Here is an 11,441-nt window from a genome sequence, read left to right as displayed (position 1 = left end):
TGCTGTCCGGCATCCGGTTCACGCCGGAAACCATAATCTTTGGGAGGAGACAGATGCGGAGACATCTACTTTCCGCAGTGGCGGCGGCTGCCGTCATTGCGGGGCACGGTCCTGCTTGGGCCGACGAAGCCGCAGCACAACGTTGGATCGACGACGAATTCCAGCCATCGACCCTGTCGAAAGACGAACAGATGTCGGAAATGCAGTGGTTCATCGAAGCTGCACAACCTTACGCTGGCATGGAAATCAACGTCCTGTCCGAAGGCATCCCGACCCACTCGTACGAGTCCGAGGTTCTGACCAAGGCGTTCGAGGAAATCACCGGCATCAAGGTCAACCACCAGATCCTTGGTGAGGGCGAAGTGGTTCAGGCCGTTCAGACCCAGATGCAGACCGGACGGAACCTATATGACGGCTACGTCAACGACAGCGACCTGATCGGCACGCACTCGCGTCTGCAACTGGCCTATCCGCTGACCGACATGATGGGCGGCGACTGGGCGGCAACGACCTCACCGACGCTGGATCTGGATGACTTCATGGGCATTCAGTTCACGACCGGTCCGGACGGCAAGCTGTATCAACTGCCCGACCAGCAGTTTGCGAACCTCTACTGGTTCCGCAAGGATTGGTTCGATGACGAGGCCAACAAGGCCGCGTTCAAAGAGAAGTACGGATATGACCTTGGTGTTCCGGTCAACTGGTCGGCTTACGAAGACATCGCCGAGTTCTTCACGAACGACGTGAAGGAAATCGACGGTGTGGCGATCTATGGCCATATGGACTACGGCAAGCGCGCACCTGACCTGGGCTGGCGTATGACCGATGCCTGGCTGTCGATGGCAGGCGCAGGCGACAAGGGTGAGCCGAACGGCGTACCGGTTGACGAATGGGGCATCCGCATGGAAGCGGGCACCTGTAACCCTGTTGGTGCGTCCGTCTCGCGCGGCGGTGCCGCGAACGGTCCGGCTGCAGTCTATGCGATCCGTAAGTGGGACGAATGGCTGCGGAACTATGCGCCTCCGGGTGCAGCGTCTTATGACTTCTATCAGTCGCTGCCAGCACTCAGCCAGGGCAACGTGGCCCAGCAGATCTTCTGGTACACCGCCTTTACTGCCGACATGGTGAAGCCGAAGTCCGAAGGCAACAACACCGTGGATGACGAAGGCACGCCGCTGTGGCGGATGGCGCCCAGCCCGCATGGCCCCTATTGGGAAGACGGCCAGAAAGTTGGCTATCAGGACGTGGGCTCCTGGACCTTCCTGAAATCGACCCCGGCGGATCGTGCTCAGGCAGCGTGGCTCTATGCTCAGTTCGTGACCTCCAAGACTGTCGATGTGAAGAAGTCCCATGTGGGCCTGACCTTCATCCGCGACAGCTCGGTCAACCACGAGTCGTTCACCGAACGCGCGCCCAAGCTGGGTGGTCTGGTCGAGTTCTACCGCTCGCCTGACCGTGTGGCGTGGTCGCCGACCGGCATCAACGTTCCGGACTATCCGAAGCTGGCCCAGATCTGGTGGCAGCAGATTGGTGACGTGAACTCGGGTGCCTTCACTCCGCAAGAGGCGATGGATCGTCTGGCCGAAGAGATGGACATCACCATGGCTCGGATGCAGGCCGCGGATGAAAGCGCCGGTGTCTACGGTGGCTGTGGTCCCCGCCTGAACGATCCGCAGGACCCAGAGTTCTGGCTGGAAAAAGCGGGCTCGCCGAAGGCCAAGCTTGAGAACGAAAAGCCTCAGGGCCAGACCGTCAACTATGACGAACTGGTTCAGCGCTGGCAGTCTCAGTAAGCCATTTAAACCCGGGGGTGCCGTTTCAGGCATCCCCACCCCAAAGACCAGTGCGCTGCACTGAAGGACCGGAACCCACGGACATGATCGAACTACAAGACGCCACCAAACGGGTTGGCAATGTCATCCACATCAAGCCCACGAACCTGACGCTGCAAACCGGCCATTTCAACGTGCTGTTGGGCGCGACGGGATCGGGCAAGACCTCTCTGATCAAGATGATGGCCGGGCTGGACCCGATCGCCTCGGGCAAGGTCTTTATGGATGGGCTGGACGTCACAAAGCTGAACACGCAGAAGCGGCAGATCAGCCTGGTGCACCAGTTCTTCGTGAACTACCCCCATATGACAGTTTTCGACAACATCGCCTCGCCCCTGCGCGTGGCAGGCATGGCAAAGTCAGAAATCGAGGGCCGCGTTGAAGAGGCCGCTGACCTGCTCCAACTGCGCCCGATGCTGCACCGCCGCCCGCATGAGCTGTCGGGTGGACAACAGCAACGAACAGCGCTGGCCCGCGCGATTGCTAAGGAAAGCCGCGCGGTATTCCTTGATGAGCCGCTTGCCAACCTCGACTACAAACTGCGCGAGGAGTTGCGCGAACAGTTGCCTGACTTGTTTGCCGGACGCGGGGCCGTGGTGGTCTACGCCACCTCGGAACCCGAAGAGGCCCTATTGTTGGGCGGCTACACCGCCTTGATGGAAGACGGCCACGTGACGCAGTTCGGGCCTACCGCCGACATCTACCGCAACCCCGAAAACATCGCTGCCGCACGGGTTTTCTCGGACCCACCGATCAACGTGGCACGCATCACCGTATCCGGCGCTCAGGCGCAACTGGCTGGTGGCGGCGGCTGGTCGGTCGCAGACATGGCCGACGGAGACTATATGGTCGCTGTACGCCCACACCGCGTGACCCCCTTCCGCACGTCCGACGCGGATGTGGAATTGACCGGACGGGTCATCGTGACCGAACTGTCGGGCTCGGATTCCAGCGCACATTTCCAGCACGGAGACGAAGCTTGGGTTTCGCTCGCGGCGGGCGTTCATCCGTATCAGGTGGGCGAAGACCACAGCTTCTACATGAACCCGGCCCACTGCCGGTATTTCGGCCAAGACGGCAAAAGGGTGGCCTGACATGGCACAGATCAAACTTTCAAATCTGCGACACAGCTATATGCCGACGCCGAAAGGCCCCGATGATTATGCGCTGAAGGAAATCGATGTGACCTGGCGCGACGGTGGAGCCTATGCGCTGCTCGGCCCGTCGGGTTGCGGCAAGTCCACGCTGCTTAATATCATCTCGGGCCTGCTGACGCCGTCCGAAGGGCAGATTCTGTTCGACGGCAAAGATGTCACCACCCTGCCCCCGGACCAACGCAACATCGCACAAGTTTTCCAGTTCCCGGTTATCTACGACACGATGACCGTGGGCGAAAACCTGGCGTTTCCGCTGAAAAACCGGGGCGTTGATCCCGCGACGATCAAACGCCGCGTCGATGAGATTGCCGAGATGCTGGACGTCACGGATATGCTGAACACCCGCGCCAGTGGCCTCAGCCCTGACAACAAGCAGAAAATTTCAATGGGGCGCGGTCTGGTCCGCGACGACGTGAATGCAGTGATGTTCGATGAACCGCTGACCGTGATCGACCCGCATCTGAAATGGAAACTGCGGTCGAAGCTGAAAGAACTGCACCAGCGCGTCAAAGCCACGATGATCTATGTGACCCACGACCAGACCGAGGCGCTGACCTTCGCTGACGAAGTCGTGGTGATGCAGGAAGGCGAAGTGGTTCAGATCGGTACGCCGGTCGAACTGTTCGAGCGCCCCCAACATACGTTCGTCGGCCACTTCATCGGCTCACCCGGAATGAACGTTCTGCCCTGCGAAGCCAAGGGCGACCGGGCAGTATTCGAAGGCCACGAGGTTATGCTGGAAGGTCCCACCCATGGAGACGGAGGCCGCACCGATCTGGGCATCCGCCCTGAATATGTGGGCTTTGGCGACACCGGCATCCCGGCGCATGTCACCAAGGTGTCGGACATCGGCCGCCACTATGTGGTCAGCGCAATGGTCGGCAACACGGTCCTCAAGGCCGTGACGGAACACAGTGTCCCCGAGCCGGGCTCGCAGGTCTTCCTGCAATTCAAACCTGAACAATCCCGCGTCTATCGCGACGGCTGGATCGCAACCGAGGAGCGGGCGCAATGAGAACGGAAAACCAAAAGGCGTGGTTCTTTGTCCTGCCCGTCCTGGCGCTAGTCGCGTTCAACGCGCTGGTGCCGATGATGACAGTGGTCAACTACTCGGTTCAGGAAACCTTCGGCAACAATCAGTTTTTCTGGGAAGGGCTGGGCTGGTTCGAACAAATCCTGCGGTCCGACCGGTTTCAAGCCGCATTGGGACGGCAATTCCTGTTTACTTTCCTTATCTTGCTGATCGAAGTTCCACTGGGCATCATCGTGGCCCTGTCCATGCCGCGCAAGGGGTTCTGGGTGCCGGTCTGCTTGGTGCTGATGGCCCTGCCGATGCTGATACCGTGGAACGTGGTTGGGTCGATGTGGAACATCTTCACCCTGCCCAAGATCGGTCTGCTGGGCTATTTCCTGAATGACGTTCTGGGTATCAACTATGACATGACTCAACAGCCGCTGTCAGCCTGGATCACAGTCGTTGTCATGGATGTCTGGCATTGGACGTCGCTTGTTGTCTTGCTCTGCTACGCGGGCCTCGTGTCGATCCCCGACGCATATTACCAGGCCGCCAAGATTGACGGCGCCAGCCCCTGGTCGGTGTTCCGCTATATCCAACTGCCCAAGATGAAAACCGTACTGACCATCGCGGTTCTGCTGCGCTTCATGGACAGCTTCAACATCTATACGGAACCCTTCGTTCTGACCGGCGGCGGCCCCGGCAACTCAACCACCCTGCTGTCGATCGACCTTGTGAAGATCGCGCTGGGACAGTTCGACCTAGGCCCTGCGGCCGCGATGAGCCTAATCTATTTCGCCATCACGCTGCTGGTCAGCTGGGTCTTCTACACTCTGATGACAAAGGATGACGCGCAATGAAGAAGCGTTCCCTTATCCCGATCCTCTATATCGCGTTTCTGATGCTGCCGATCTATTGGCTGGTGGCGATGTCCTTCAAAACCACGAACGAGATCCTGTCGGGCTTTTCCCTGTTTCCCCAGACCTTTACGCTGGAGAACTACATCACCATCTTCACCGACCCGACGTGGTACTGGGGTTATATCAACTCAATCATCTACGTGACGATCAACACGATACTGTCGGTCTGTGTGGCGCTGCCTGCGGCCTATGCGTTCTCACGCTATCGATTCCTGGGGGACAAGCAGCTGTTCTTTTGGCTGTTGACCAACCGGATGGCCCCGGCGGCGGTGTTCGCTCTGCCCTTCTTCCAGCTCTATTCGTCGATCCACCTGTTCGACACTTATCTGGCCGTGGCGCTGGCACATACGCTGTTCAACGTGCCGCTGGCGGTGTGGATTTTGGAAGGTTTCATGCGCGGCATCCCAAAAGAGCTGGATGAGACGGCCTATGTTGACGGCTATTCTTTCCCCCGCTTCTTCGTGACGATCTTCCTGCCCAACATCAAAGCCGGTGTCGGCGTCGCAGCCTTCTTCTGCTTCATGTTCTCGTGGGTCGAGATGCTGCTGGCCAAAACCCTAACCGCGGTCGAGGCGAAACCCATCGCCGCTGTGATGACCCGGACAGCCTCCAGCGCGGGGTATGAGCTGGGCCTGCTGGCCGCCGCCGGAACCCTGACCATCATCCCCGGCGCCATCGTCATCTGGTTTGTCCGCAACTACATCGCGCGTGGTTTCGCGATGGGCCGTGTGTGAGGTTCGATATGCGTAAACTTCTTCTCACCCTTCCCTTCTTGCCTTCGATGGCTGCTGCCCAACAGGCCGGATGGGGCAATGTCGGCCAGCAAGAGGAAAAGGGGTTCTCGTGGACCGATCCCCTCTGGCCCGATTTCTGGATGGCTTGGACCCCGGCGACACTGGCCGTGTTCGTGGGCATCTTCTCGGCCATCGCCCTGATCGGCGTGCTCGAAGGGTTCAAATACCGCGACGGGATCGAGCGGCGCGGTGTGCTGGGCCTGACGACCACTCTGGGCGATCGGCTGTTCATCACCCTGCTGGGCTCGGCCTATATCTTCCTCGCGTGGCTTGGGCTGGTGGGTCAGCCCGTCTGGACGCCGCTTTTCCTGTCCATAGGCTGGGGCATCTTCGTCTTCTGGAAAGTTTAGGCTTTGCGAAACAGCGAAAGGATGCTTGTCTGTCAGGCATACTAAAAAATGCGACACGAAAGACCGATGCGAAAAAAGAAAACAACAAACCTGCTGACCGAAGTGGAACTCGAGTTCATGAACGAGCTCTGGGCGCTGGGTCGGGGCTCGGTCCGTGACGTGCTTGATCGCCTGCCACCAGAACGCAACCTGGCCTATACGTCCGGCGCAACCATCCTGCGGATTCTCGACGACAAGGGGTTTGTCGAAAGCCACAAGGACGGGAAGACGCTGATCTATACGCCGCTTTTGGAAAAAGACAGGTATCAGGCACGGTCGCTGCAGAACCTGTCGCGGACCCTGTTCGACGACACACCTGCCACGCTGGTCGCACGTCTGGTTGACGATGCGGGCCTCAGCGAAGCCGATCTGGAGGAAATTCGGGCACTGGTAGAGAGGAGACTGCAAAATGACAGCGGTTAAACCGGTTCTCGACGCGTATCTGGAATGGAATCTTGTCCTCGGCTTGGCCGCTGTTCTCTGGCTTGTTGCCCGGGGGCTTCTGTCCCGGACCTCATTCAGCCACGGATTTGTGGCGCAGCTGCAGGCGCTCAAGGCGCTTTGCTTGTGTATCGTTGTCAGCCCATTGCTGGCGCTTGGCGTATCTGCGCTCGCCACACTCACCCAGGCCAAAGGCACCGTGGCCATTGGCGACATCGCCGTGGCCGCCTATCTGCGGGGTGACATCGCCATGCCCGCCACCCAGTTCGAGGCGCTGCTGAACACGCGCCAACGCTGGGTTGAGGTATTGTTCAGCGGAGACCATTCGATTGTATCCGCAATCCTTGTGATGATGTCGCTTGCATCGCTGGTCTATGCCCTGCGTGTGTTCCGCGACGGTCTGGCGATCCGCGAGACGGTCAACACCAGCTTCTTGTGGCGCCGCTCGGCGAAGGTGGATATCCGCCTGTCCGACCGCATCTCCGTCCCCTTCGCGGTCCGGGGTCTGCGTCGGCGTCATGTCGTGTTGCCCAGCCACTTGCTGGACACCCCGCGTGAGCTGCGCTTTGCCCTTGCGCATGAGCTTCAGCATGTGCGCGCCGGGGACGTTGAATGGGAGCTTGGGTTCGAACTTCTGCGACCCCTGCTGTTCTGGAACCCCGCTTACCTGGTGCTGAAATATCAGTTCGACCGCCTGCGCGAATTGGCCTGCGATCAGTCGGTCGTGGCCCGCAAGAACATCGATGCCCACGACTATACCAAATGCCTGCTGGACTATTGCGCCCGTACCGTCACGCGCGGCAGCCCACGCGTTCTGAACGTGGCTCTGGTCACCGGTGGCAAGGCGAAACGCGTTCTGCGGCAACGGGTGATTGCGCTGGCGGATGCGCCCGCGGTGCAATCGTCAATGCCGTTCATGTTCCTTGGTCTAACGATCCTATTCGCACTCGTCCTTGGGTTGGCCGCCGCGTCGGTCCAACAGACCGAGGATTGGAGTCATGATCGTCTGATGCTGTCGACCGTGGTCAACCTCGAACGGTTGGAAGCACGCAATCAGGGCAACTGACCCGCTTACCAGCCGCGACGCCCAAATAAGGCCTGCAACCGGTTCTGCCCGGCAAACGGGTCGGCGGGTTGCGGTGCGGCTAGGTTCGTAACAACCCGTCGGACCAGAACCCAGCAGATTGTGGCGAAGATGACCCCTCCCAACGCCTGCCCTAGCAGTACGCCCGGTGCACCAGCGATATAGGCCCCGGCAACAGCAAAGGGCCAGGTGCCCAACGTGTGCCGCCCCCAGTTCACCCAGGTCGAATACACAGGGTGGCCCAGGTTATTGAAACTGGCATTCGCGACAAAGATCACACCGTTGAAGAATGAGGCCAACGCAAGCGGCCCGCAGAACAGATAGATCAGCGCCCGTGTCTGCCCCTGCGCCTGAAACAGATCGGCAATCGGCGCGCGCAGCAGGAACAGAGTGGCCGCCATCAGGCAAACATACACGGCGGTGAATTTCACACCGGCCAGAAAGGTCGCTTTCACGCGGTCATACTGCGCTGCGCCGAAGTTCTGCCCGACGATTGGCCCGATGGCCCCGGACAGGGCAAACACCACCGAAAACGCCACCGGCATCAGTCGCCCGATTACCGCCATACCGGCCACAGCTTCCGTTCCGAACTGCGCGATTTCGCGGATGACAATAGCATTGCCGATGGGCGTGGCGATATTGGTCAGGACGGCCGGTACAGCAATCGCACGAACAGGTCGAACATCTGCCGCCAACTGCCGCAGCGATGGTCGGGCGAAACCACGATGCACACGCACAGCCGGTCTGACCGCCGCAATCAACATGCAGATCCGTGCAATGACCGAAGCAATGGCCGCCCCATCCAGCCCCAACCCAACGGCGAAGATCAGGATCGGGTCCAGCACCGCGTTTGCCACACCGCCGTAAATCGTGGCCTGCATCGAGCGTCGCGCATCCCCATACGCACGCAACACTGCCATGCCGGTCATGGCAACCGCCATCACCCACATGGTCGGCAGGATGACCGAAACATAGCGGACCGCCAGACGCAGTACCTCACCCTCGGCGCCCAGCAGGGACAGGCAAAAAGTCAGGTTGAAGAGCACAGCCACAGAGACGATCAACCCGACCAGAGCACCCAGAACCGCGACGCTGGTGCCGAACTGGCGCGCTTGCTCATGTCGACCGGCCCCCAGCTGCCGTGCCACCAAAGCGCCCGCGGCGATCGACAGTCCGACATTGATCGAGTTGGTGAAAAACAACAGCGTCCCGGCATAACCGACCGCAGCGGCCAGAGCATCGTTGCCCAGCATCGAAATGAAGATCATGTCGACGAAGTCCACCGCGAAAATCGCCATCAGGCCAATGCTGGTGGTCAGCGACATGCGGGTGACGTGACCCATCAAGCTGCCTGTCAGAAAGACCGCTCGACCTTCGGATTGTGTTGCCATGTGTAGTTCAGCCTCTGCCCTCTCTGGCCAATGTGCCCGCGTTTCCTTGGGCGATGCAACGGCAATCAGAACTGCGTGCTCATGATACCACTCTGACAACGGCACAGGATTTGGCATCCTGTGGTCAACCAGGCGGTTCAGAAGTTCGGGTATCACCCCTGCGGCACAAATCCTGAATTCCAACGGTTCCCGGGATGGCGTTGGCTGGCTAAGCTCTATTCAGGAAAGGTACCAGCTATGAAAATCGTCTCAGGCGGGCAAACCGGCGTGGATATGACGGCATTGGAGTTCGCGCGGCAAAACGGACTGACCTATGGCGGCTGGGTTCCCAAGGGCCGCACGAATGAGGCGGGCCGAATCCCAGAGCATTTCACCGGCCTGACTGAGACGGGTTCCGAAAACGTCGTGGAAAGAACCCGGTGCAACGTGGTTTCAAGCGATGCCACGCTGATTTTTGTCGATGGGTCGGCAAGCCCTGGAACGCAGCAGACCGTCGTATTCGCCGAAGAGGCCGGGAAGCCACATCTGGTTGTCGATGTCAGGGATGGAACGGCGGCCTGCACGCGGCAGGTACGGGAATGGCTGCAATCCACCCCGGCCACGGTTCTGAATATCGCAGGTCCCCGAGCGTCCGAGGCACCGCAGATCGGAGCGCAAGTCCGCGCGATACTGGATCAAATTCTGGAACTGCTTGCGGCGTAAATCCTAAAGCGCCCTGTCCGCCCCACCAAACCTGACCAGCACGTTGCGGGTGACCTGTTCCACTTGCCAATCGCGCCGGGTCAGCCCCATCACCCATTCGCAAGTGCCTGCGGTAAAGACCTCGCCCTCTCCTCGGTGCCAATGCACGATCGCGCCGTTTCCTCGACTGCTGCGATCCAGTGTTTCAGGCGTGACCTCACCGAACAGGGCGCGGGCTTTGAATATCGCATCCGCGTCCGCGATATAAGCGGTCTCGCCCCAAACACCGTATGTGGGTTCAATATTGGTCGCCAGCCCCATCGCCACGATCTCAAGCGCAGGGTCGGCCCCATCCGCCCCGGTGGCAAAGGGCAGACCGTCCTCCATCCGGTAATCCACCCCATCGACTTCATATCCAAAGATGCGGGACGCGACCCCCAGCTGATCTCCATAGCCCAACTGAGTTCCCGCCAGCGCCCAATGGTCGGGGCGGTACACCGTAAAGCCCCCGCTACCCTGCCCGACGCAGCGGCCCAGACCGGTATAGACCCCTTTCAACCCGTTGACCCCAAAGGTCTGCGCACCTGGACGGTTTGCCGGAGAAACCTCCCACGCGGTGGTGACCAGATGCTCTTGATCCGAACCGACAAGCGGGTCCTGATCAGCCGTGTACTTGTAACAGATTTGGGTGCGCCCCTCATCCTCGATGCGGGTTTGCCACAGGAAATTGCCCCCGAACCGTGCAACCCGACCGCCCCCGGCGGTGTACCGATCCACCGCGTCGCGCATGTTTGCTGACCAGTATTCATCATGCCCCACGAAGACAGCGCATTTATAGCGCTTCAACAATTCGGGATCGGCCTCCAGATCATGTTGCGTGGCGAAATCGAACTCGAACCCTTGTTCCTCAGCCCAGGCCGCAAAATGGCGTTCATAACTGGCCCATCCGGCCGAGGCGTATTTCTTGGAGTATCCATAGGCGTAGGCCCACTCCATATACGGATAGCGCACCATCGTCCCCGGCTTGTGCGGTGTGTCAGGCACCGCGCGCGGTGCGCCTACTGGAAGTTTGCAGAACCCCCGCGTCCATGGGCGCTGCGTCGAGACAACCGGCGAAAACGCATTGCGGTCCGGGCCGGTGATCCCTTCGTAATGGTTGGACCCGCCCCAGCAATTATAGGCCAGCCAAGTTCCCGTGGCACAGATCAGCACATAGGGCGCAGGCGGTTTGTCGTCCGCGCGGCGCAGCAGGAACAAATGGTGCTCCTCAACCCGGTCCCCGTCGCGTTCAGCGGTCATGGTCACCAGATAGCCACCTTCGCGCCAATCATCGGGGATCGTGAACTCGTATGAGGCCTCCCATCCGCAGCCCCTGACAGAACAATCCTCGGGGGTTGCCTGATGTACTCCCGCGATACCCGTTTCTGAATGCAGCGGCTCGTATCGCGCGCTATCACGGCCGATCTCAAGATCCCAGTGTTCCGCCGTTGTCGACACCCTCAATGTCAGCCGATCACCCGGAGCATAGGTCATACGATCCGTATACCCCCAAATCTCCAAAACCGAGGCGTCCCGGGCCGGTCCGATATAGTAATTATCCAGAATATGTCGTGCCTTGGCACGCGTTCTTGGAGTTGTTGCGGGGTCAGAAGATTCGGAATCTATCATGGCCAAAGCACTACCACAGGACAAACGATCCAGGGGCTACTGTTTTGACGTTTTTTGATCGTGAAGTGG

The 11,441-nt window shown here is 59.8% G+C and carries 11 protein-coding genes; 9 read left to right on the top strand and 2 right to left on the bottom strand.

Features of this window, described 5'->3' with window-relative positions; all coding sequences use genetic code 11:
- The first annotated feature begins 53 nt into the window (after positions 1 to 53).
- The 8 genes from GOX63_RS00115 to GOX63_RS00080 all read left to right on the top strand — a co-directional run bounded on the left by GOX63_RS00115 (position 54) and on the right by GOX63_RS00080 (position 7,614).
- On the top strand, positions 54 to 1,793 hold the full coding sequence (locus GOX63_RS00115; RefSeq protein ID WP_170324454.1) for an ABC transporter substrate-binding protein: 1,740 nt from the start codon (positions 54 to 56) through the stop codon (positions 1,791 to 1,793).
- Between the two features lie 83 nt (positions 1,794 to 1,876).
- A complete protein-coding gene (locus GOX63_RS00110; protein ID WP_170324453.1) occupies positions 1,877 to 2,926 on the top strand; it encodes an ABC transporter ATP-binding protein in 1,050 nt (349 codons plus the stop codon).
- Position 2,927: 1 nt separating this feature from the next.
- The gene (locus GOX63_RS00105) at positions 2,928 to 4,004 is read left to right on the top strand and encodes an ABC transporter ATP-binding protein (protein WP_170544435.1); all 1,077 of its coding nucleotides are present in this window, start codon (positions 2,928 to 2,930) and stop codon (positions 4,002 to 4,004) included.
- Positions 4,001 to 4,864, top strand: a complete 864-nt coding sequence (locus GOX63_RS00100) for a carbohydrate ABC transporter permease (protein ID WP_085807799.1) — start codon at positions 4,001 to 4,003, stop codon at positions 4,862 to 4,864. The genes GOX63_RS00105 and GOX63_RS00100 overlap by 4 nt, the downstream gene beginning before the upstream one ends.
- Positions 4,861 to 5,658: a carbohydrate ABC transporter permease gene (locus GOX63_RS00095; protein WP_170324450.1), complete on the top strand. Its 798-nt coding sequence runs from the start codon at positions 4,861 to 4,863 to the stop codon at positions 5,656 to 5,658. The genes GOX63_RS00100 and GOX63_RS00095 overlap by 4 nt, the downstream gene beginning before the upstream one ends.
- Positions 5,659 to 5,666: 8 nt before the next feature.
- Positions 5,667 to 6,068, top strand: a complete 402-nt coding sequence (locus GOX63_RS00090) for a DUF2160 domain-containing protein (protein ID WP_170324449.1) — start codon at positions 5,667 to 5,669, stop codon at positions 6,066 to 6,068.
- A 66-nt stretch (positions 6,069 to 6,134) separates the two neighbouring features.
- Positions 6,135 to 6,530, top strand: a complete 396-nt coding sequence (locus GOX63_RS00085) for a BlaI/MecI/CopY family transcriptional regulator (RefSeq protein ID WP_170324448.1) — start codon at positions 6,135 to 6,137, stop codon at positions 6,528 to 6,530.
- Positions 6,517 to 7,614 (top strand): M56 family metallopeptidase, encoded by a 1,098-nt coding sequence (locus GOX63_RS00080; RefSeq protein WP_170544432.1) that lies wholly within the window; start codon positions 6,517 to 6,519, stop codon positions 7,612 to 7,614. Before GOX63_RS00085 ends, GOX63_RS00080 begins: the two co-directional genes overlap by 14 nt.
- Positions 7,615 to 7,619: 5 nt before the next feature.
- Here the strand turns inward: GOX63_RS00080 and GOX63_RS00075 are convergent, their stop codons facing one another.
- Positions 7,620 to 9,023, bottom strand: a complete 1,404-nt coding sequence (locus GOX63_RS00075) for an MATE family efflux transporter (RefSeq protein ID WP_254435836.1) — start codon at positions 9,021 to 9,023, stop codon at positions 7,620 to 7,622.
- A gap of 237 nt (positions 9,024 to 9,260) precedes the next feature.
- On the opposite strand from GOX63_RS00075, the gene GOX63_RS00070 reads away from it, so the two are divergent.
- Positions 9,261 to 9,725, top strand: coding sequence for a putative molybdenum carrier protein (locus GOX63_RS00070; protein ID WP_170544430.1), 465 nt, complete (start codon positions 9,261 to 9,263; stop codon positions 9,723 to 9,725).
- Between the two features lie 3 nt (positions 9,726 to 9,728).
- Here the strand turns inward: GOX63_RS00070 and GOX63_RS00065 are convergent, their stop codons facing one another.
- On the bottom strand, positions 9,729 to 11,372 hold the full coding sequence (locus tag GOX63_RS00065; protein WP_170544427.1) for a N,N-dimethylformamidase beta subunit family domain-containing protein: 1,644 nt from the start codon (positions 11,370 to 11,372) through the stop codon (positions 9,729 to 9,731).
- Positions 11,373 to 11,441 lie beyond the last annotated feature (69 nt).

This window comes from Ruegeria arenilitoris (genome assembly GCF_013031355.1).
In the GTDB taxonomy this organism is placed as follows: domain Bacteria; phylum Pseudomonadota; class Alphaproteobacteria; order Rhodobacterales; family Rhodobacteraceae; genus Ruegeria; species Ruegeria arenilitoris_C.
Note: the sequence above shows the minus strand (reverse complement) of the source record. Positions and strands in the feature narration are given on the sequence as shown.

What these genes read in the sequence shown, in the direction of transcription:
- GOX63_RS00080 (WP_170544432.1), top strand. Translation starts at nt 6,517, where the DNA reads ATGACAGCGGTTAAACCGGTTCTCGACGCGTATCTGGAATGGAATCTT.
- GOX63_RS00105 (WP_170544435.1), top strand. Translation starts at nt 2,928, where the DNA reads ATGGCACAGATCAAACTTTCAAATCTGCGACACAGCTATATGCCGACG.
- GOX63_RS00115 (WP_170324454.1), top strand. Translation starts at nt 54, where the DNA reads ATGCGGAGACATCTACTTTCCGCAGTGGCGGCGGCTGCCGTCATTGCG.
- GOX63_RS00110 (WP_170324453.1), top strand. Translation starts at nt 1,877, where the DNA reads ATGATCGAACTACAAGACGCCACCAAACGGGTTGGCAATGTCATCCAC.
- GOX63_RS00070 (WP_170544430.1), top strand. Translation starts at nt 9,261, where the DNA reads ATGAAAATCGTCTCAGGCGGGCAAACCGGCGTGGATATGACGGCATTG.
- GOX63_RS00065 (WP_170544427.1), bottom strand. Translation starts at nt 11,372, where the DNA reads ATGATAGATTCCGAATCTTCTGACCCCGCAACAACTCCAAGAACGCGT.
- GOX63_RS00095 (WP_170324450.1), top strand. Translation starts at nt 4,861, where the DNA reads ATGAAGAAGCGTTCCCTTATCCCGATCCTCTATATCGCGTTTCTGATG.
- GOX63_RS00075 (WP_254435836.1), bottom strand. Translation starts at nt 9,023, where the DNA reads ATGGCAACACAATCCGAAGGTCGAGCGGTCTTTCTGACAGGCAGCTTG.
- GOX63_RS00090 (WP_170324449.1), top strand. Translation starts at nt 5,667, where the DNA reads ATGCGTAAACTTCTTCTCACCCTTCCCTTCTTGCCTTCGATGGCTGCT.
- GOX63_RS00100 (WP_085807799.1), top strand. Translation starts at nt 4,001, where the DNA reads ATGAGAACGGAAAACCAAAAGGCGTGGTTCTTTGTCCTGCCCGTCCTG.
- GOX63_RS00085 (WP_170324448.1), top strand. Translation starts at nt 6,135, where the DNA reads ATGCGAAAAAAGAAAACAACAAACCTGCTGACCGAAGTGGAACTCGAG.